Here is an 18,381-nt window from a genome sequence, read left to right as displayed (position 1 = left end):
GGCGATGTTCTGGCGCGGCGTCCTCGGCTACCTGCCGGTCAATGTGGTGCAAGGCGTGGTGGGGTTGCTCACCATCGTCCTGTTCACGCGCGTGCTGGATCCGGCCCAGTATGGCGTCTACGCCCTGGCCTTCTCGGTCGGCAGCCTGACCCAGACCGCCATGCTGGCCTGGACCGAGGCCGCCATGGCCCGCTTCCTGGCGACCCGCGCCGAGGACGGCCGCATCGCCGACCACTTCGCCACCCTCTATCTGATGTGGATCATCGCGGCCCTGGCCGTGCCGGTCGTCGGGATCGTCATCGCCCTGCTGCCGCTGAACCCGGCGCTGAAGAACGCCATCTTCGCGGCACTCGCCTCCATCCTGGTCGGCAGCCTGATGAAGCTGGCTCTGGAGCGCCGCCGCGCCGCCGGCGAGGTCTCCAGCGCCGCCCTGCTGACCATGGTCCAGATCGCCGGCGGCTTCGCCCTGGGCCTGGCCCTGGCGCTCACGGGCCTGGGCGGCGCAGCCCCCAGCCTGGGCACGGGGCTGATCTCGGTGCTGTGCCTGCTGCTGGTGCTGCCGCGCGAGCTGAAGCACATGGTCGGCGGCAAGTTCGACAAGGCCATGGCCGCGAGCTACGCCGCCTACGGCCTGCCCGTCGCCTTCTCGCTGATCCTGGCCCTGGTGCTGGCCAGCACCGACCGACTGCTGCTGGGCGCGTTCCTGGATGAGGCGACGGTCGGCGTCTATCACGCCGGCTATTCGCTGGGCAGCCGCACCCTGGACGTCGTCTTCATCTGGCTGGGCATGGCCGGGGCCCCCGCCCTGATCGCCGCCCTTGAGCGCGGCGGCCAGGCGTCCCTGACCGAGGCCGCGCGCGAGCAGGCCAGCTTCATGATCCTGCTGACCCTGCCCGCCGCCGTCGGCCTGGCCCTGGTCGCCTCTCCGCTGGCCGACCTGATGATCGGCGAGGCCCTGCGCGAGGGCGCCAGCCACGTGACGCCCTGGATCGCCGCCAGCGGCTGGCTGTCGGGCATGACCACCTACTACCTGCTGCAGGCCTTCACCCTGGCCCGCCGCACGCCGCTGCTGATCGTCAGCATGATCGCTCCGGCCATCGCCAACGTGATCCTGAACCTGCTGCTGATCCCGATGCTGGGCCTGGACGGCGCCCTGTGGGCGACGACCGTCAGCTACGGCATCGGAGCCGTCGCCGCCTGGGCCCTGGCCCGCCGCGCCTGCCCGCTGCCGATCCCGTGGGATGTGCTGGCCAAGGCCAGCGGCGCCAGCCTGGCCATGGCCGCCTGCGTGTCGCTGCTGCCCTCGCCCGGCGGCGTGCTGGAGCTGGCCCTGAAGGCCGGCGTCGGCGCGGTCGTCTATGGCGCGTTGACCCTGGGCCTGAACATCGGCGGGCTGCGCGCGAAACTTTCTGGTCTTCTTCGTCGGAGGGCCCCCGCCCTATGACCGCCCCCATCACCGAAATCCGTATCGAGAACGCCGCCTGGGCCAGCGCCCAGCCGCGCCTGTCCGTGCTGATCCCCACCTTCCGCGACGACCCGTCCGCCCTGCTCAAGGCGCTGGACGATCCCAGCGCCCACGCCGAGATCGTGGTGCTGGACGACGGCGGCGGCGATGACGCCCTGGCCGAACGCATCGCCCGCCGGATCGAGAAGCTGCGCGTGCCGGCCCGCTTCGTGCGCCTCTCCAGCAACGAGGGCCGCGCCAAGGGCCGCAACCGCCTGGCCAGCCACGCGCGCGGCGCGCACTTCCTGTTCCTGGACAGCGACATGCTGCCCGACACGCCCGACTTCCTGAGCCGCTGGGCCGCGGTGGCCGAAACCAACGCCCCGGTGGCGTTCGGCGGCTTCACCCTGGACCAGACGCCTCCACGGCCCGAGACCGAGCTGCACCGGACCATGGCGCTGAAGAGCGACTGCACGCCCGCTCCCGAGCGCGCCAAGGAACCGGAAAAGCACGTCTTCACCTCCAACCTGCTGGTCCGCCGCGACGTGTTCGAGACCATCGGCTTCGACGAGGGTTTCGCCGGCTGGGGCTGGGAGGACGTCGAGTGGGCGATGAGGGTCGTGCGCCAGCATCCGATCCTACACATCGATAACACCGCCACCCACCTGGGCCTGGACGCCGCGCCGACCATGGCCGCCAAGTACGAGCAGTCGGCGGCCAATTTCGCCCGCGTAGTGGCCAGCCACCGCGACATCGTCAGCGCCTATCCCAGCTACAAGGTCGCCAAGGCGCTGAAGCCCTTCCCGCTGCGCGGCGTCTGGCGACCGATGCTGAAGTCGATCGCCCTGGCCGAAGCCGCCCCCGTCTCCCTTCGCGCGTTCGCCATGCGGCTCTATCGCGCGTCCCTCTATATCGAGGCCGTCTGATGCAGACTTCGTTCGAGAAGGTCGACGCCTACGAGCCCGACCGCAGCCTGAAGGGCAAGCTGCGCCGCCGGCTGATCCGCCTGGCCTATCGCCGGCCGGCCAAGGTGGCGCTGGAGCGGCCGATGGTGTCGTTCAGCTTCGACGACGCCCCCGCCACGGCCTGCGAAGCCGGGGCCAAGGCGCTGGAGACGCGCGGCCTGCGCGGCACCTACTACTTCGCCGCCGGCCTGGCCGGGCGCGACGGGCCGATGGGCCGCTTCGCCACGGGCGCGGACGCCCGCCGCCTGCATGACGCCGGGCACGAGATCGCCTGCCACACCTTCTCGCACCTGGACTGCGGCCAGTCGTCGAGCGCGGTGACCGTGGCGGACATCGACCAGAACGCCGAGAGCCTGGCCCACTGGGGCACGCCTGATCCGGTCAGCTTCGCCTACCCTTACGGCGACGTCGGCGCGCCGGCCAAGACGGCCCTGGCGGGCCGCTTCAAGACCCTGCGCGCCCTGCACCACGGCCTAATCGCCGACGGCGCCGACCTCAACCAGGCTCCGGCCGTCGGCATCGAGGGCGAGGACGGCGAGAGCGTCGCCAATGGCTGGCTGGACAAGGCCAAGGCCCGCAAGGCCTGGCTGATCCTCTACACCCACGACGTGGCGGCCGAGCCCTCGCAGTGGGGCTGCACGACGGGCGCGCTGGAGCGGCTGATCGATCGGGCGGTGGCGGACGGCTTCGACGTGGTGACTGTCGCCGAAGGCGCGCGCCGGATCGGGCTCTAGCCCTCGTCCTGGGCCTTGTCGGAGAAGGCCAGCTTCGCCGCCAGGGCCACGAACACGGCCCAGCGGAAGTCGTTGTACACGACCGCGATGCTCTCGGTCAGGCTGACCAGGGTGAAGACGACCAGGAACGGGAAGGCCAGCAGCGCCCCGCGATTGCGGAACACGGCGATGATCGCCAGCGTCATGGTCTGCAGATAGAACAGCGCCCAGGCGCTCAGGCCGATGATCCCCATGCCCAGCCACTGCTCGATCCACGAATTGTGGGCGTGCTGCGGTGTGAACTTGGCGTCGTGGACGATCCAGGCCAGCGGTCCCCAACCGGACTTGTCGCTCCAGACGGCGGCGTAGCCGTAGCCCAGCCATGGGCGGTCCTCGATCTGGCGCATGGCGGCGGTCCAGATCTGGGTCCGGCCGGTGAAGGTCGCGTCCTTGCCCAGCAACTGGAAGAAGACGTCCGACGCCAGGAGGATGAACGCCGCCAGAAGCGCCGCGCCGCTGACCCCGGCCCAGGTCGCGGCGGCGGCGAAGGCCGGGCCGCGCTGGCAGATCCACACGAAGGCCAGGGCCATCAGGCCCAGCATCAGCGAGGCCAGCGAGGTCTTGGACTGCGACAGGATCACCAGACCCACCGACAGGACCGCGAAGGTGATCCAGACGCCTTTGTAGCGAGGGTCCAGCAGGGCCGCCGCGCAGAGGATGCAGCAGCCCAGGGCCATCATGCCGCCCAGCGAGTTCTTCTCCAGCCACAGGCCGCGCCAGGCGCCGGGGAAGAGCTCCCGCATGATCCCGATCGACGGGAAGGCGATGGCGGCGACGTAGCAGGCCACCACCAGCACGCAGAAGGTGATGGCGAACACTCTGGCCATCTCGGCCCAGCGGAAGCGCGCGGCCACGGCCAGGCCCGACAGGGTGGTGCAGCCCACCGCGAAGCCGCGGCGGATCGAGACGTCGGGCTGGATCGACCAGTAGATCGACGCGCCCACGACCAGCATCAGGAGGATCAGGAACGGCTGGCGCAGCGTGGCCCGCACCATGTTCCAGGGCCGCGCCAGGATCAGCAGGAAGGCCAGGCCGTAGGCGGGCAGGAAGGCCACGCGCAGCAAGCCCGAAGCGCTCTCGTCGGTCTTCTCGCCGAACAGCGGCAGCTGCCAGCCACCGGTGTAGATCAGCAGCATGACCACGGCGAAGGCGACCGTCAGGAGCGACGGCTCCAGCGTCCGAGCGTCCCGCCTGCCCCAAGCCGCGTCTGGGGCCAGGCTGGTCACGGCAGGATCGCCTTCAGGAAGCCGGGAGGCTCGACCGAGACCTTGTTGAAGAACATGCCCGCGCAGCGACCACCGGCCGCCGTCAGGGCGTCGCGCAGCATGGCCGGCTGGCGCACGTCCGGCTGGTCGGCCGAGACTACCATCACCGTCTGGTCCATGTGCTGGGCGATGGTCGGGCCCGACTGCGAGCGGTCCAGGGACGGGCTGTCGACGACGATGACCTCGGCGTGCTTGCGCAGCGCCCGCCAATAGTCCGCCGACGGAATGACATGGGCCTGCTGGCGACCGCGCAGGGCCTCGCGGTTGAAGCGGGTGATCCACAGGCGCGGCCCGCCGACGCTGTGGCCGGTCAGGAACTTGGCGTCCGGCCACACGCCGCCCTCGGCGCGCGGCGCGGGCGGCTGGACGGTGAAGAAGGTCGAGCCGTCGGGCGAGGCCGCCACCGGCGGACCCATGGGCCCAAAGCGGTTCGGATCGGCGGCGATCTCACGGAACTGGCTGGGGCTGTTGAGGTCCAGGTCGATCAGCCAGGTCTTGCGACCGGCGCGGCGCGAGGCGAAGCGGGCGAACTCGCGGGCGACCGTCGAGGTGCCCTCCCCGCGCCGTGCGGAGATGAACTGGACGACGTGCGGACGTCCGGCGGGCGGCGTGCCAAGCGCCCCCCACAGCTCCGTCATCTCGACGTTCAAATCCACCATCTACCGAATCGCCACGTACTCAGAAGATCGCAACTTGCGACATTAACCCTAGGGGCGAAAGGCGACGAAAGCGCTCACCGCTTGACCCCGGCGGTGGCCAGGACCGGCACGCCCAGGGTGCGCGAGGCCGATTCCGGCGTCTGCAGACCAGGACGCAGGAACATGCGGACCAGACCGACGCACAGCGCCGTGAAGCCCGCGAACAGGACGGCCAGGATCAGGACCGGCTTCTTCAGGCTCTTGCCGGTCGACGGGGCGACGGCGCGCTGGACGATGCGGATGTTGTCGCTGCTCTCGGACGACATCTGACGCTGGGCCTCGTCCTGCTGTTCCTTGACCGTGAAGTCGCGGACGTTCGTGGACAAGACGTCGCGGTCCCGCGACAGCTCGTTGAACTGCGGCTCCAGCCCGGCCAGGCGCAACAGACGCGAGTTCACGTCGGTGACCTGCTGGGCGTAGGCGGCCTGCGACTGCTGTAGGGCCGCGACCTCGGCCCGCAGGTCGTTGCGGGTGGTGGCCAGGGTCTGCCAGATAGGGTTGGGACCGCTGCGGCGCGCGCCCTCGCCATTGGTGCGGCCGGCGGCGAGGCCGGCTTCCAACTGGGCGATCTGGGCGTTGATGTCCTGCACCGGCTGGGCGCCGGCGGTGTAGCGGGCCAGCAGGCCCTCCCGGTCCAGCTTCAGCGAAGCCAGCTTGGTCGAGGCCGACATGTCGGTGTCGCGATACAGCACAGCCTCGGGCGGCGTGCGCGCCAGTTCGGCCTCCACGGCGGCCAAGCGGCCCGTGCGATCCTGCAGCTGGGCGTCGACCGAATACTTCTGCTGTTCGACCTGGGCCTGCAGCTGGGTCAGAGTGGTCTTCTGGGCGGTGAAGTCGCCGATGTCATTGGTGGTCAGGAACGACTGATAGGCCGTGTCGGCGTCGCCCAGCTTCTGCGCGAAGATGTCGCGCTGGCGCTGCAACACATTGTTGTCGCCGCCGATCAGCAGGCTGCGGCGATAGATCAGGTATTCCTCGAGCAAGGTGTTGAGCACCTTCTCGGCCATTTCCGGACTGTTGTTCTGATAGGCCAGACGGATGATCGAATTGTCCGGCGCGGTCTCGATCTTCAGGCTCTTGGCGATCGAGTCGCGGCCTTCGGCGAACAGCTTGCGCTTACCCTCGGGCGTGGCGGCCGCGTACTTGGCCGCGGACTTCGGGAAGATGTTGCCGAAGCCGACCTTGCGGATCACCCGCTCACGCAGTTCGCCGCTGCCCAGGATCTCGGCTTCCGACTGGATGACCTCGTCGGTATTGGGCACCGCGCCGCGACCCGCGTCGCCGGCCCGGGGTTCGTAAACATATTCCTGGCCCAGACGGACGAACAGGCTGGACTGGGCGGTGTAGTTCTTCTTCAGCGTGGTGGCGAAGGCAAAGCCCAGCGCCACGATCACCACGAAGACCACCAGCATCAGGAATCGTTCGCGCCACAGCAGGGTGACGAAGTCGGTCGGCGCGTACTTCGGACGCGCGCCAGCGCTGCTCGCCGCCATCCGAGGCGGTGAGTCATGCGGCACGTTGGTCCAAGGGCTCGTCGACATCCGAATCCAAGCGGTTCAATCTGCCTCGCACCCTGGGGCGACCGGCCTTAAGGGTTCGTTACCCATTCCTGTTAAGACTTGTCGCATGCAGAGCCGCACGCATCTCAAGACGGTCCCCTTGAAGGCGATTTGGGCCGTGGTCCTGGTGGCCGGCGGGCTTTCCGCCTGCGGGCACATCGACGCCGAGCCGATCACGCCTGGCCCCAGACCTACCGCGAACTTCTCTAATATCGGTTACGCCGACTGGAGCGAGAGCGAGCCGTCGTACCGGTTCTATCCGGGCGACGAGGTCGATGTGGCCGTGCCCTCGGCGCCGGAGCTCAACAAGTCGGTGACGGTGCAGCCCGACGGCCGCATCACTTTGTCGCTGGTCGCCCCGGTCATGGCCGCCGATCGCACGATCGACGAGTTGGAGGGCTCGATCAGCCAGGCCTATTCCGGCACGCTGTTGCGGCCCCAGGTCCAGGTTTCGGTGAAGACGGCGACGCCGCTCAAGGTGTTTGTCGGCGGCGAGGTCAAGAACGCCGGCGTGTTCGACATGGCGGGCGACAGCGACGCCCTGCGGGCCATCATCCAGGCCGGCGGCTTCACCAATGGCGCCAAGCGCAATCAGGTTGTGATCATTCGTCGCGGCCCCGACGGGCGGGCGATGATGCGGACGGCGGACCTGCTGGCGGGCCTGACTCGTCCGGGCGGCACGGATCTGGTGCCCCTGCGGCGTTTCGACGTCGTCTACGTGCCGCGCAGCGGCGTGTCGGAAGCGGGCCTGTTCATGCAGCAGTACTTCCGCGACCTGCTGCCCATCAGCTTCAGCTACGCGATCAACGGCAACGTCAACGGCGGCAACTGAGCCGGTCCCCCACAGGACCGGCGGGCAGTTTGAACCCGGGTGACCGGGTTCAGCCGTGGGCGAGCCATTCGCGGGCCTGACGCTGGGCTTCGGCGACTTCGTCGCTGGCCATCTCTTGCGACAGTTCCTTGCGGTAGATCTTGGCTTCGACCGAACCGCGCATGGCGGCCAGGTTGAACAGCATGTGCGCCGACACGTAGTCCAGCGGCGCGCCGCCCTGACCGGTCGAGTACAGCAGGCCCATGCGGAATAGCTCGTCACCGGTCGACCCAGCGGTCGGCAGCGGCAGGGTGGCGACGATGGCCGGCGGCGCTTCATTCATCATCATCATGGCTCATCTCCTCTCTCAAACTCGCCCCGGACGTTTTGTCGGTTCTGAGCTTGAAGAGAGGAAAGTCCCGCGCGACTGAACATATAGTTAAGCGCGCAGAGAGCATAAATGCCGCACCCTGTTACTGTTTATTGACTCTGATTACTGGGCGTAAATCACAGTATACAGCCCCTTAACGGGCACGCTGTCCAAACAGGACTCTGCGGGCTTCTTCGGCCGCTTTTCCCGACGCTTGCAGCCCTGCCGTGCGTAACTCGGCCCCGAGCTTAAAGCCTTTCTGCACGTTTTCCCGCGCCCCGACCCGCTCGAACCACGTCCTCAAATTGGGGAACTCGTCGAGAATAATGCCCTGGTTCTTCCAGGGAACGATCCACGGCCAGATCATGAAGTCGGCGATGGACAATTGGCCGCAGACGAAGTCGCGGCCTTCCAGCTGCTTGTTGAGCACGCCATACAGCCGATGGGTCTCGTTGGTGTAGCGGATGGCGCCGTAGGCGATCTGGCGCTGGTCGGCGATGATCGAGGGCGCGTACTGGCGGAAGTGGTGCGTCTGGCCAGCCATGGGGCCCAGGCCGCCCATCTGCCACATGACCCATTGGTCGATGTCGACGCGGTCGCGCTCGGTCTCGCCGTAGAACTGGCCGGTCTTGCGGGCCAGGTACTGCAGGATGGCGCCGGACTCGAAGATCGAGATCGGCTGGCCGTCGGGACCGTCGTGGTCGACGATGGCCGGCATGCGGTTGTTGGGGCTGATGGCCAGGAAGTCCGGCTTGAACTGCTCGCCGGTCCCGATGTTCACCGGGATCATCTCGTAAGGCAGACCCATCTCCTCCAGGGCGATGGAGACTTTCCAGCCGTTGGGCGTGGGCCAATAGTGCAGTTCGATCGGACGGCTCATTGGCCTTCCCTCCCTGTAATCGTTGTTGTGACGGAAGATGGTCGCCCGCGCCCTCCCCGCCAAGGCTTCCGTAGGGAAATCAGCCAAGCGAAGCCTGACGGCGCCGTTCAGGCTGGGTTCAGCCGAGAAGGACGATTGTGCGTTTCAAGGTCGAGGGAAGTTTCTAGGCGACGTCTCGGAGGCGCCGCCCGACCACTAGGAGAAGACGAGATGAAACGTCTGCTGCTCACCATCGCCGCCGTGGCCTCCGTGGCGGGCCCGATGGCTCTGACGGCCACCGACGCCGCCGCGCAAGACCGCGGCCGCTGGGAACACAACGATCGTGACCGTGGCGGCTACGACCGCGGCCGGGATCACGACCGTCGCGACTATGATCGCGATCGCGGCCGTGGCGACTACGGTCGCGGGAATTACGGTCGTGGCGACTATGGCCGTGGTGATCGTTGGGATGGCGGCCGTCACAACGGCTACTATTACAACAACCGCTGGTCCTACGGCCCGCCGCCGTCCTCTTACTATGGCCGTCCGGGCTTCCGCCCCGGCTATACGTCGTGGCGTCGCGGCGCCTACCTGCCCAGCTACTATCGTGGCGGCGGCTATGTGGTGAACGATTACTATCGTTACAGCCTGCGCCAGCCGCCCCGTGGCTACTATTGGTACCGCACCGGCAATGACTACGTGCTGGCCGCCATCGCGACCGGCCTGATCTTTGACGTCATCGCCAACCACTAGACCTGAACTGCTTTTGCAGCTCGAACACGGCGTCCTGGGCTTTGCCTGGGACGCCGTTTTGCGGTCACAAGCGCCTCAACCTCGCCGCGACTGAGGCCTAAGCGCCCGATTGCGAAGTCATTTCGACCGCATTGCCAAGCCAGCGTTGGGCTTGCGTCACACAACGACGCTGAAGCAACACGGTCCCCACCCATGAAGACCCTGCGCATCACCACCGCCGCCCTCGCCCTGGCCGCCACCGCCTATGTCGGCTCGGCCCTGGCCCAATCGACCCTGCCCCAGACCTCGCCGGCCAATCCGCAGCCGAGCATCACGACGCCGGCTCCGACCAACGATCCGTCGGCCGCCGCCCCGACCACCGAGCAATCCGCGCCGCCGGCCTCCGAGACCGCCACGCCCGCCGACTCGGCTGGCGCCCCGACCTCGGCCACCGCTCCGGCCACGCAGGAACCGGCTGCCCCGGCCGCCGACGACAAGGCCGCCAAGAAGGCCAAGAAGCACAAGAAGCCGGCCGAAGAGCCGACCACGCCCCAATAACAAGAGTTCGCATCAACGAAGAAGGGCCCGCGGTTTCCACCGCGGGCCCTCGTCGTATCTGGACGGTCGCTAGCGCCCTATTCGGCGACGCCGAGCTTCTTGCGCAGCAGCTCGTTGAGCGTGGCGGGGTTGGCCTTGCCACCCGTGGCCTTCATGACCTGGCCGACGAACCAGCCCAGGGCCTGCGGCTTCTCCTTCACGGCCTCGGCCTTGTCAGGATTGGCGGCGACCAGGTCGTCGATGGCCTTCTCGATGGCGCCGGTGTCGTTGATCTGCACCAGGCCGCGCTTCTCGACGATCTCGCTGGGACGGCCTTCGCCGGCCCACATGTGCTCGAAGACCTCCTTGGCGATCTTCGACGAGATGGTGCCGTTCTCGATCAGCTCGACCAGCTGGGCGATGTCCGACGACGGCAGCGGCGAGGCGGCGATCTCGTGGCCGTTCGCCGACAGCTTCGACAGCAGCTCGTTGGTCACCCAGTTGGCCACCAGCTTGGCGTCCCGGCCGTTGGCGGCGACTTCGAAGTAGTCGGCGCGGTCGCTCTCGATGATCAGCACGCCGGCGTCATAGGCCGACAGGCCGTACTGGCTCTGCAGGCGCAGCTTCTTGGCGTCCGGCAGTTCCGGCAGGGTCGCTTCCAGGTCCTTCACCCACGCCGGATCCAGGACCAGCGGCAGCAGGTCGGGATCGGGGAAGTAGCGGTAGTCGTGCGCCTCTTCCTTCGAACGCATCGAGCGGGTCTCGCCCTTGGTCGGGTCGAACAGGCGGGTCTCCTGGTCGATCTTGCCGCCGTCCTCCAGAATCTCGATCTGGCGACGGGCCTCGTACTCGATGGCTTGCTGGATGTAGCGGTACGAGTTGACGTTCTTGATCTCGCAGCGCGTGCCCAGGTGGCTGAAGCTGCCGGTCTCGCGGAACTTCTCGTAGTCGCCGGGGCGGCAGACCGAGACGTTGACGTCGGCGCGCAGGTTGCCCTTCTCCATGTCACCGTCGCAGGTGCCCAGGTAGACGAGGATCGTGCGCAGCTTCTTGACGTAGGCGGCAGCCTCTTCCGAAGTGCGCATGTCGGGCTTGGAGACGATCTCCATCAGCGCCGTGCCAGCACGGTTCAGATCGACATAGGTCGCGTTCGGGTCCTGATCGTGCAGCGACTTGCCCGCGTCCTGTTCCAGGTGCAGGCGCTCGATGCGCACGTCGAAGGTCGTGCCGTCATCGCGCTCGACGGTGACGACGCCCTCGCCGACGATCGGCTGGTCGAACTGGCTGATCTGATAGCCCTGCGGCAGATCGGGATAGAAGTAGTTCTTGCGGTCGAAGCGGCTCTTCAGATTGATCTGAGCCTTCAGGCCCAGGCCCGTCTTCACCGCCTGCTCGACGCAGAACTTGTTCAGGACCGGCAGCATGCCCGGCATGGCCGCGTCCACGAGGCTGACCTGCTCGTTCGGACCCGCGCCGAAACCGACGGCGGCGCCGGAGAACAGCTTGGACTTGCTGGCCACCTGAGCGTGGACCTCGAGGCCGAGGACGATTTCCCAGGGGCCGGTGCGGCCTTGGATCGTTTTGGAATCTTGCGTCATGGCCGTTTCTCTACATCAAGCGGGCGGGGCCGGAAAAGCTTTCGGACGCCTGCGGATGGCATCTTCTTCGATCCAGGCCTCGCAAGGCTTTGAAGTTGTTTTCAGGAAGCGTAGCCGTTCATTTTTCGATTTAACTGAATAAGGCCGGATTGAGTCAAATCCGGCGCCATTGCGGGGCAAGGGAACCGCTGAGTTATCGCGCCGTTCATTTTCTCGAACAGCTCACTCACGGAGGTAGAAATGCCCACCGCTCGCACCGCCCGCCCCGCTCTGAACTTCGACGCTCCGGAACCGGTCGTCGCGACTGACTCGAATGCTTCGGCATTGTTTCCGAGCCAGCCGATCTATGCTCGCACGCCGAAGAAGAAGGCGTCCGGCAACCTGCCGCTTCTGGTCGGCGTCCCAGTCCTGGCCGTCGCCGCCGGCGCCCTGATCTGGGGCATGAACGCCAATCGCACCGAAGCGCCGACCGATCCGCAGTCGCTGAAGGTCGCCGCCGCCGAAAGCCCGGCTCCGGCCAACACGACGCCGGTCCCCGCCAACGTCTCGGCCACGCCGTCGCCGATCCCGCAGCCGACCGAACTGGCCGCCAATGAACCGGCCACTCCGGCTCCGGTGGCCCGCTCGACCCCGGCGCCGCGCGCTGCCGCTCCGGTCCGCACGGCTCGCCGCGCCGCGCCGGTCGAGACCAGCGCTCCGGACGCCTCCACGGCCTCGGCTAACGTCAGCGCCACGGTTCAGGCCGCGCCGCCCGCCGTCAGCGCTCCGATCGCCGAGCCGGCTCCGCTGGTGATCCCCGCCCCGGCCGCTCCGGCCCCGACGCCGCAGCCCCAGGCGACTATCCCGCAATAACGGGACCCCACACCCCGAACGAAGAAGGGCGGCTCCGCGAGGAGCCGCCCTTTTCATTTTACCACCACTTCTCGGCCTTGGCGGAGAACCCCGCGGCCTTCTCGACCGCTCCGGCGACCGAGAACACCGTGGCCTCGTCCAGAGGCTTGCCGATGATCTGCAGACCCAGCGGCAGGCCGTTGGCGTCGAGGCCGGCCGGCAGGGACAGACCCGGCAGGCCCGCCAGGTTCGTCGTCACCGTGAAGACGTCGTTCAGGTACATGGCGATCGGGTCGTTGCTGTTCTCGCCCAGGCCGAACGCCGCCGAGGGCGCGGTCGGGGTGAGGATCGCGTCGCACTTCTGCCAGGCGTTGTCGAAATCCTCGGCGATGCGGCGACGCACCTTCAGGGCCTTCAGGTAGTAGGCGTCGTAATAGCCGGCCGACAGCACATAGGTGCCGATCAGGATGCGGCGCTTGACCTCGTCGCCGAAGCCCGACGCACGGGTGTGCTCGTAGATCTCGGTCAGGTTGGCGCCGTCCTCGCGCAGGCCGTAGCGCATGCCGTCATAGCGGGCCAGGTTCGAGGACGCCTCGGCCGGGGCCACAATGTAGTAGGCTGGCAGGGCGTACTTAGTGTGCGGCAGGCTGATGTCGACGATCTCGCAACCGGCCTCCTTCAGCCAGGCGATGCCGTCCTGCCAGAGCTTCTCGATCTCGGCCGGCATGTTGTCGACGCGGTATTCCTTGGGGATACCGATGCGCAGGCCCTTCACCGACTTGCCGACGAACTGGGTGAAGTCCGGCACGGCGATGTCGAGGCTGGTCGAGTCCTTGGGGTCGTGGCCCGACATCGAGGTCAGCAGCAGGGCCGCGTCCTCGACCGTCTTGGCGATGGGCCCAGCCTGGTCCAGCGAGCTGGCGAAGGCGACGACGCCCCAGCGCGAGCAGCGGCCGTAGGTCGGCTTGATGCCGACGGTGCCGGTGAAGGCGGCCGGCTGGCGGATCGAGCCGCCGGTGTCGGTGGCCGTGGCGCCCAGGCACAGGTCGGCGGCGACGGCCGCGGCCGAGCCACCCGAGCTACCGCCTGGCGTCAGGGCCTTGTTCGAACCCGCCGCGCGCCAGGGATTGGTCACCGGGCCGAAGTAGCTGGTCTCGTTCGACGAGCCCATGGCGAACTGGTCGAGGTTCAACTTGCCCAGCATCACCGCGCCGTCGCGCCACAGCTGGCTGGTGACGGTCGACTCGTAGGTCGGGATGAAGTTCTCGAGGATCTTCGAGCAGGCCGTGGTCCGCACGCCGTCGGTGCAGAACAGGTCTTTGATCCCGAGCGGCGCGCCTTCCAGCGGGCCGGCCTCGCCCAGCGCCCGGCGGGCGTCGGACTTGGCGGCCATGTCGAGGGCCTTTTCCGGGGTCTCAAGGATGTAGGCGTTCAGGCCGCGCGCGGCCTCGACGGCCTCGATGTGGGCCTTGGTCAGTTCGACCGAGGTGAACTCGCGCTTGGCCAGGCCGTCGAGGGCGCTGGCCAGGGTCAGCTTCGTCAGGGCGCTCATTATTCGACCACCTTCGGCACGACGAAGAAGTTGTTCACGGACTTGGGCGCGTTGCTGGTCACGCGAGCCGGATCGCCGCCCATGGTGACGACGTCCTCGCGCAGCGGCAGGCCGGCGGCCACGACGCTGGTCAACGGCTCGACGCCGTCGGTGTCGACCTCGGCCAGCTGCTCGATCCAGGCCATGATGCCGTTCAGTTCCTGAGCCAGCCCTTCCAGGCGCTCTTCGGGTTCGGCGATGCGGGCTAGGCGCGCAACCTTCCGCACGGTGGCGGCGTCGATGGCCATGGGGATCTCCTGAAATTCGAGCGTGTGGGTTAGCCGTGCGAGGGGCGCTTTGACAAGCGCTTCCACTCCCCTGCGGGGCGCGTCACCGCCGAAAAGTCCGGCGAACGGGGAATTTTCGGCAAGCTTGGCCCGAGAGGCTGTTCCATCGATCAACGTCATGCGACCGTCCGGAAAACCGGGAGACCGTCGCTTGAAAACCTTGCTTCTCGCCACCGTGGCCGCCGCACTGACCCTGTCTTCAGTCCACGCCGAAACCCGCGAAGAAGCCGGCAAGGCCTGGTGGTCGCACATCGAGTTCCTGGCCGGCGACGCCCTGCAAGGCCGCCTGACCGGTAGTCCCGGCGAGAAGGCGGGCCTCGACTATGTCGCCGCCCGTTTCAAGGCCCTGGGCCTGCAGCCCGCGGGGACAGACGGCTACTTCCAGCCGGTGGCCTTCAAGGCCCAGCGCGTGCTGGCCGACCAGTCCAGCGCCGCCCTGGTCGCCGACGGGGTCGCCACGCCGCTCGCCATCGGCCCGGACCTGCTGCTGTCGGCCCGCCTGCCGCAGCCGGCCAGCGTCGAGGCGCCGCTCGTGTTCATCGGCTACGGCCTGAAGATCCCCGAATACGGCCATGACGACTTCGCTGGCCTCGACCTGCGCGGCAAGATCGCGGTCGTGATCAATGGCGGCCCGGCCGAGCTGTCGCCCCCTGTGAAGTCCCACACCCGCAGCGCCCGCACCTGGAAGGCCTTGGAAGCGGCCGGCGCCCTGGGTTTGATCACCATCCCAACGCCCAAGGGCATGGACATTCCCTGGGCGCGCCAGATGCTGCTGGCCTCGCAGCCGGGCATGTACCTGGCCGATCCGACGCTGGGCGACGTCAGCGCGCCGCGCTTCACGGCCAGCTTCAACCCCGCCCAGGCCGCCAAGCTGTTCGCCAAGTCGGGGCATGACTTCAGCCAGCTCCTGACCGCCGCCGAGGCCGGCCAGAAGCTCGACCGCTTCGACCTGAACCAGTCGATCCGCGCGACAGTGAAGGCCGAGGTCACCGACACCGCCTCGGCCAATGTCGTCGCCAAGCTGCCGGGCTCCGACCCCAAACTGGCCGCCGAGCACGTCGTGGTCTCGGCCCACATCGACCACCTGGGCGTGGGCGTGCCGATCGATGGCGACCCGATCTATCACGGGGCCATGGACGACGCCTCGGGCGTGGCCTCGGTGATCGAGATCGCCAAGGCGATGAAGGCCCAGAAGGCCAAGCCCAAGCGCTCGATCCTATTCGTGATCGTCACCGCCGAGGAGAAGGGCCTGCTGGGCTCGCGCTACTTCGCCCTGAAGCCGACCGTGCCGAAGGGCTCGCTGGTCGCCGACGTCAACATGGACATGCCCCTGCCGCTGTGGCCGCTGAAATACCTGCTGATCCAGGGCGCGTCGGAAAGCACGCTGGGCGGCGAGGCCCAGGTCGTGGCGACGGCGAAGGGCTACGAGCTGACCAAGGATCCCTATCCGGATCGCAATTCGTTCGTCCGCACCGACCAGTACAGCTTCGTGAAGGCCGGCGTGCCTTCGCTGGCCCTGAAGTTCGGCTATCCGGTGGGCACGCCCGCCTATCAGATCGAGAAGGACTGGCGCACCAATCGCTATCACTCGCCGGCCGACAATCTGAGCCAGCCCGTCGATCTGCCTGCCGCCGCGGACTTCAACGCCTATGTCACGGCCCTGACGCTCAAGATCGCTGACAACCCGATCAAGCCCAGCTGGAACGCCGACAGCATCTTCAGAGACTCCGCGCCGGCGAAGCCCTAAAGAGGCCGCCATGCCCGTTCTCGACATCGAAGACTTCGCCGCCGCCCTGCCCCAGTACGCCGCCATCGTCGGCCTCGACCCCGGCGAGAAGACCATCGGCGTGGCCGTCTCGGATGTCACCCGCACGGTCGCCACGCCCATGGCGCTGATCGAGAAGACCAAGTTCAGCAAGGACGCCGAACAGCTCTTCAAGCTGATGGACAGCCGGGGCGCGGTCGGCATTGTCATCGGCCTGCCGATGAACATGGACGGCACCGAGGGCGTCCGCTGCCAGTCCAACCGGGCCCTGGGCCGCAACCTGCTGCGCCTGAAGCCCGACCTGCCGATCACCTTCTGGGACGAGCGCCTGTCGACGGCGGCCGTCACGCGGGTGCTGATCGACGAGCACGACATCTCGCGCAAGCGCCGCGACGAGGTCGTCGACAAGATGGCCGCCGGCTGGATCCTGCAGGGCGCGCTGGAGCGGCTGCGCGCCTTCTAGCGTCCCCGTTTTCGCCTATGGCCAGAATATCCGGGCTTTCTGGAATCCCGTCCGTCATGGATAAGCTTGGTTAAGTCGCGAGCGGGGGCAGGCATGAAGGACAAGCGGTTCGCCACAGCGGGTGTCGTCCTGTTCGTCAGCCTGATGGCCAGCTCGACCCTGGCCGGCACGGGCGATGACTGCCCGCCCAATCCGGAACCCGGCAAGTGCTACGAGAAGGTCTACCGGCCCGCTCAGTACGAGAACTATGTCGAGCAAGCCGGCGATCGAACGGTCACGCGGCAGCGGAAGATTCGCGAGGCCAGCTTCGATTGGCAGGTGATCCCGTGCGATGGCCGCCTGCCTCCCAGGCGCGACCACTGAACTCTTTCAGCTCAGGCCTGCACAAATCAGGTTAAAGCGCGTGCGAACGCACATTCCACACTCAATTTGGGGAGCTGAAAGTTCTCCTCCGAGGGGAATGACCAAGACAACATTGTTCTGTCTTTGAATATGGTTAAGTTCGGGTAATGGATCGAACGTCAGGTCCGCCCCAGGTCGGCGCGTATCTGGGTTGAGGGCAACGAGGGGCTCGGATGACTAAAAAGGTCTTGATGGGGCTGATGGCGTTCGCCGTCGCCGGTTTGTCGGTCGGCTCGGCCATGGCCGACGGACGCAACTATGCGCCGCGCCCCGCGCCGCGTTACGCACCGGCTCAGGGCGCGACCCTGGCCGATCAGCGTGGCTACGCGCCGCCGGCTCCCCGCTATGCGCCGGCTCCGCCGCCGCACGGTTATCCGCCGCCCCCGCCGCCGCCCTCGGGCCCCGCCGGCATCGACTGCCTGTGCACCCGCGCCGTGGCCTTCTACGGCCCGACCTCGGGCTATGGCGACATCACCGTCGCCGCCCCGGGCGTCCGCGTCATCGGCGAGCCGGTCGTCGTGCCGTCGGGCCGCATCGATATCCAAGGGCCGCCGGTCTATGTCGACGCCCCGCCGGTCCGCGTCGCCGCCCCGCAGATCTATCTGCACCGTCCGGAAGTGTTCGTCCGTCCGTCGGCCGTCACGGTCGAAGCTCCGGAAATTCACTTCACGGGCTGCGCCGACGGCGTGCGCTGCGAACCGGCTCCGCCGCGCCACTAAGGCTCGGACCCAGCCGAAAGAATTCGAGGCGGGAGGCGCAAGCTTCCCGCCTCTTTTCGTTTTGGGATGGCGGCTGTGGCCGCCAGTGTCGCCTGGGGATAGCCCCTAGTGCTTCTGGGGTTCGCAGAACTCGCGGGCTTCGCGCGCCAAGCCCAGGTCGCCGCCTTCCAGCGCGGTCTTCACCGCGTCGTCGCAGCGCTTCTCGCTGAGCAGGGTCGTGACATTGCCCCGCAGCGTCGCGGCGTTGAGCGCGGCTTCGCGCAGGATCTGGGCTTCCTTGCGCTCGCCGGGCAGGCACGGCGAGTACCACTTGGCGTCGGCGCAGCGGGCGATCAGTCGCGTCTGGCGACCGGCCTCGGCGCGGTCGTCCTTCGGCGCGACGACAGGCGCCGGCGGTTGGGACTGAGGCTGAGGCGGCGCGGGATCGGCCACCGCGGCCGAAGGCGGCGCGACCATCACGCTGGGCGCCGGATCCAGCGGCCGCACGATCGTCGCCTGCGGGATCTGATAGTGGCAGACCCAGCCCTTGTCGGTCGTCTCGCACGACTGCAGCGTCGCCTTCGTCTCCTGGGACGAGGGCTCCGCTGTCTGCAGCAAGGCGATCAAGAGCAAGAGCATGGCCACCCCCGCGGAGCCTGTGCGAAACGCATGGAGCTAGAGTACCCACCTTCGCCCCCCGGCAACAAGCACAAGCGGCCCCGGAAGGGCGTCC

The 18,381-nt window shown here is 67.7% G+C and carries 19 protein-coding genes and 1 pseudogene; 11 read left to right on the top strand and 9 right to left on the bottom strand.

Going from position 1 to position 18,381, the window contains the following annotated elements; translation table 11 throughout:
• The first annotated feature begins 4 nt into the window (after positions 1 to 4).
• From hfsF to hfsH, 3 genes are read left to right on the top strand one after another with little or no spacing between them, the layout of a single operon-like run.
• Positions 5 to 1,444, top strand: coding sequence for a polysaccharide biosynthesis protein HfsF (gene hfsF, locus AC07NI_RS02655; RefSeq protein WP_494615890.1), 1,440 nt, complete (start codon positions 5 to 7; stop codon positions 1,442 to 1,444).
• Positions 1,441 to 2,370 (top strand): polysaccharide biosynthesis protein HfsG, encoded by a 930-nt coding sequence (hfsG, locus tag AC07NI_RS02650; protein ID WP_494615889.1) that lies wholly within the window; start codon positions 1,441 to 1,443, stop codon positions 2,368 to 2,370. The genes hfsF and hfsG overlap by 4 nt, the downstream gene beginning before the upstream one ends.
• Positions 2,370 to 3,143, top strand: a complete 774-nt coding sequence (gene hfsH / locus AC07NI_RS02645) for an oligosaccharide deacetylase HfsH (RefSeq protein ID WP_494615888.1) — start codon at positions 2,370 to 2,372, stop codon at positions 3,141 to 3,143. The genes hfsG and hfsH overlap by 1 nt, the downstream gene beginning before the upstream one ends.
• Here the strand turns inward: hfsH and AC07NI_RS02640 are convergent.
• From AC07NI_RS02640 to AC07NI_RS02630, 3 genes and pseudogenes are all read right to left on the bottom strand, one after another.
• On the bottom strand, positions 3,140 to 4,318 hold the full coding sequence (locus AC07NI_RS02640; RefSeq protein ID WP_494618219.1) for an O-antigen ligase family protein: 1,179 nt from the start codon (positions 4,316 to 4,318) through the stop codon (positions 3,140 to 3,142). The genes hfsH and AC07NI_RS02640 overlap by 4 nt on opposite strands.
• Before the next feature lie 86 nt (positions 4,319 to 4,404).
• Positions 4,405 to 5,106 (bottom strand): P-loop NTPase family protein, encoded by a 702-nt coding sequence (locus AC07NI_RS02635; RefSeq protein WP_494615884.1) that lies wholly within the window; start codon positions 5,104 to 5,106, stop codon positions 4,405 to 4,407.
• Between the two features lie 48 nt (positions 5,107 to 5,154).
• Positions 5,155 to 6,686 (bottom strand): annotated as a pseudogene (locus tag AC07NI_RS02630) (Wzz/FepE/Etk N-terminal domain-containing protein).
• Between the two features lie 85 nt (positions 6,687 to 6,771).
• Here AC07NI_RS02630 and AC07NI_RS02625 point away from each other — a divergent pair.
• Positions 6,772 to 7,536 (top strand): polysaccharide biosynthesis/export family protein, encoded by a 765-nt coding sequence (locus AC07NI_RS02625; RefSeq protein ID WP_494615880.1) that lies wholly within the window; start codon positions 6,772 to 6,774, stop codon positions 7,534 to 7,536.
• Positions 7,537 to 7,585: 49 nt separating this feature from the next.
• On the opposite strand, the gene AC07NI_RS02620 is transcribed toward AC07NI_RS02625, so the two are convergent.
• Complete coding sequence (locus tag AC07NI_RS02620) at positions 7,586 to 7,867, bottom strand: sel1 repeat family protein (protein WP_494615878.1); 282 nt, start codon at positions 7,865 to 7,867, stop codon at positions 7,586 to 7,588.
• A gap of 172 nt (positions 7,868 to 8,039) precedes the next feature.
• Positions 8,040 to 8,765, bottom strand: a complete 726-nt coding sequence (locus AC07NI_RS02615; RefSeq protein WP_494615875.1) for a glutathione S-transferase N-terminal domain-containing protein — start codon at positions 8,763 to 8,765, stop codon at positions 8,040 to 8,042.
• 210 nt (positions 8,766 to 8,975) lie between these two features.
• Here AC07NI_RS02615 and AC07NI_RS02610 point away from each other — a divergent pair, with 210 nt between their 5' ends.
• Together AC07NI_RS02610 and AC07NI_RS02605 are read left to right on the top strand one after the other, a co-directional pair.
• A complete protein-coding gene (locus AC07NI_RS02610; protein ID WP_494615873.1) occupies positions 8,976 to 9,497 on the top strand; it encodes an RcnB family protein in 522 nt (173 codons plus the stop codon).
• 192 nt (positions 9,498 to 9,689) lie between these two features.
• Positions 9,690 to 10,034, top strand: coding sequence for a proteophosphoglycan 5 (locus tag AC07NI_RS02605; protein ID WP_494615872.1), 345 nt, complete (start codon positions 9,690 to 9,692; stop codon positions 10,032 to 10,034).
• A gap of 77 nt (positions 10,035 to 10,111) precedes the next feature.
• Here AC07NI_RS02605 and gatB read toward each other — a convergent pair whose 3' ends face one another.
• On the bottom strand, positions 10,112 to 11,611 hold the full coding sequence (gene gatB / locus AC07NI_RS02600; protein WP_494615870.1) for an Asp-tRNA(Asn)/Glu-tRNA(Gln) amidotransferase subunit GatB: 1,500 nt from the start codon (positions 11,609 to 11,611) through the stop codon (positions 10,112 to 10,114).
• 240 nt (positions 11,612 to 11,851) lie between these two features.
• Between gatB and AC07NI_RS02595 the strand changes: the two genes are divergently transcribed.
• A complete protein-coding gene (locus AC07NI_RS02595; protein ID WP_494615868.1) occupies positions 11,852 to 12,463 on the top strand; it encodes a hypothetical protein in 612 nt (203 codons plus the stop codon).
• A 58-nt stretch (positions 12,464 to 12,521) separates the two neighbouring features.
• Here the strand turns inward: AC07NI_RS02595 and gatA are convergent, their stop codons facing one another.
• Together gatA and gatC are read right to left on the bottom strand one after the other, a co-directional pair.
• Positions 12,522 to 13,994, bottom strand: coding sequence for an Asp-tRNA(Asn)/Glu-tRNA(Gln) amidotransferase subunit GatA (gene gatA, locus AC07NI_RS02590; protein ID WP_494615866.1), 1,473 nt, complete (start codon positions 13,992 to 13,994; stop codon positions 12,522 to 12,524).
• A complete protein-coding gene (gatC, locus tag AC07NI_RS02585; RefSeq protein ID WP_494615864.1) occupies positions 13,994 to 14,281 on the bottom strand; it encodes an Asp-tRNA(Asn)/Glu-tRNA(Gln) amidotransferase subunit GatC in 288 nt (95 codons plus the stop codon). The genes gatA and gatC overlap by 1 nt, the downstream gene beginning before the upstream one ends.
• Positions 14,282 to 14,471: 190 nt before the next feature.
• Here gatC and AC07NI_RS02580 point away from each other — a divergent pair, with 190 nt between their 5' ends.
• The 4 genes from AC07NI_RS02580 to AC07NI_RS02565 all read left to right on the top strand — a co-directional run bounded on the left by AC07NI_RS02580 (position 14,472) and on the right by AC07NI_RS02565 (position 17,669).
• Positions 14,472 to 16,067, top strand: a complete 1,596-nt coding sequence (locus tag AC07NI_RS02580) for a M28 family metallopeptidase (protein WP_494615862.1) — start codon at positions 14,472 to 14,474, stop codon at positions 16,065 to 16,067.
• Positions 16,068 to 16,077: 10 nt separating this feature from the next.
• Positions 16,078 to 16,548: a Holliday junction resolvase RuvX gene (ruvX, locus tag AC07NI_RS02575; protein ID WP_494615860.1), complete on the top strand. Its 471-nt coding sequence runs from the start codon at positions 16,078 to 16,080 to the stop codon at positions 16,546 to 16,548.
• A 93-nt stretch (positions 16,549 to 16,641) separates the two neighbouring features.
• Positions 16,642 to 16,911, top strand: a complete 270-nt coding sequence (locus AC07NI_RS02570) for a hypothetical protein (protein WP_494615858.1) — start codon at positions 16,642 to 16,644, stop codon at positions 16,909 to 16,911.
• 212 nt (positions 16,912 to 17,123) lie between these two features.
• Positions 17,124 to 17,669: a hypothetical protein gene (locus AC07NI_RS02565; RefSeq protein ID WP_494615856.1), complete on the top strand. Its 546-nt coding sequence runs from the start codon at positions 17,124 to 17,126 to the stop codon at positions 17,667 to 17,669.
• Between the two features lie 105 nt (positions 17,670 to 17,774).
• Here the strand turns inward: AC07NI_RS02565 and AC07NI_RS02560 are convergent, their stop codons facing one another.
• On the bottom strand, positions 17,775 to 18,287 hold the full coding sequence (locus AC07NI_RS02560; protein WP_494615855.1) for a hypothetical protein: 513 nt from the start codon (positions 18,285 to 18,287) through the stop codon (positions 17,775 to 17,777).
• Between the last annotated feature and the right edge of the window lie 94 nt (positions 18,288 to 18,381).

The organism is Caulobacter sp. GW821-FHT10E02 (genome assembly GCF_059415225.1).
This window is presented reverse-complemented; position numbering and strand designations above follow the sequence as displayed.

Excerpts from the sequence above, each read along its gene's own strand:
- hfsF (WP_494615890.1), top strand. The coding sequence starts at position 5 with ATGTTCTGGCGCGGCGTCCTCGGCTACCTGCCGGTCAATGTGGTGCAA.
- hfsG (WP_494615889.1), top strand. The coding sequence starts at position 1,441 with ATGACCGCCCCCATCACCGAAATCCGTATCGAGAACGCCGCCTGGGCC.
- hfsH (WP_494615888.1), top strand. The coding sequence starts at position 2,370 with ATGCAGACTTCGTTCGAGAAGGTCGACGCCTACGAGCCCGACCGCAGC.
- AC07NI_RS02640 (WP_494618219.1), bottom strand. The coding sequence starts at position 4,318 with ATGCTGCTGATCTACACCGGTGGCTGGCAGCTGCCGCTGTTCGGCGAG.
- AC07NI_RS02635 (WP_494615884.1), bottom strand. The coding sequence starts at position 5,106 with ATGGTGGATTTGAACGTCGAGATGACGGAGCTGTGGGGGGCGCTTGGC.
- AC07NI_RS02625 (WP_494615880.1), top strand. The coding sequence starts at position 6,772 with ATGCAGAGCCGCACGCATCTCAAGACGGTCCCCTTGAAGGCGATTTGG.
- AC07NI_RS02620 (WP_494615878.1), bottom strand. The coding sequence starts at position 7,867 with ATGATGATGATGAATGAAGCGCCGCCGGCCATCGTCGCCACCCTGCCG.
- AC07NI_RS02615 (WP_494615875.1), bottom strand. The coding sequence starts at position 8,765 with ATGAGCCGTCCGATCGAACTGCACTATTGGCCCACGCCCAACGGCTGG.
- AC07NI_RS02610 (WP_494615873.1), top strand. The coding sequence starts at position 8,976 with ATGAAACGTCTGCTGCTCACCATCGCCGCCGTGGCCTCCGTGGCGGGC.
- AC07NI_RS02605 (WP_494615872.1), top strand. The coding sequence starts at position 9,690 with ATGAAGACCCTGCGCATCACCACCGCCGCCCTCGCCCTGGCCGCCACC.
- gatB (WP_494615870.1), bottom strand. The coding sequence starts at position 11,611 with ATGACGCAAGATTCCAAAACGATCCAAGGCCGCACCGGCCCCTGGGAA.
- AC07NI_RS02595 (WP_494615868.1), top strand. The coding sequence starts at position 11,852 with ATGCCCACCGCTCGCACCGCCCGCCCCGCTCTGAACTTCGACGCTCCG.
- gatA (WP_494615866.1), bottom strand. The coding sequence starts at position 13,994 with ATGAGCGCCCTGACGAAGCTGACCCTGGCCAGCGCCCTCGACGGCCTG.
- gatC (WP_494615864.1), bottom strand. The coding sequence starts at position 14,281 with ATGGCCATCGACGCCGCCACCGTGCGGAAGGTTGCGCGCCTAGCCCGC.
- ruvX (WP_494615860.1), top strand. The coding sequence starts at position 16,078 with ATGCCCGTTCTCGACATCGAAGACTTCGCCGCCGCCCTGCCCCAGTAC.
- AC07NI_RS02570 (WP_494615858.1), top strand. The coding sequence starts at position 16,642 with ATGAAGGACAAGCGGTTCGCCACAGCGGGTGTCGTCCTGTTCGTCAGC.
- AC07NI_RS02565 (WP_494615856.1), top strand. The coding sequence starts at position 17,124 with ATGACTAAAAAGGTCTTGATGGGGCTGATGGCGTTCGCCGTCGCCGGT.
- AC07NI_RS02560 (WP_494615855.1), bottom strand. The coding sequence starts at position 18,287 with ATGCTCTTGCTCTTGATCGCCTTGCTGCAGACAGCGGAGCCCTCGTCC.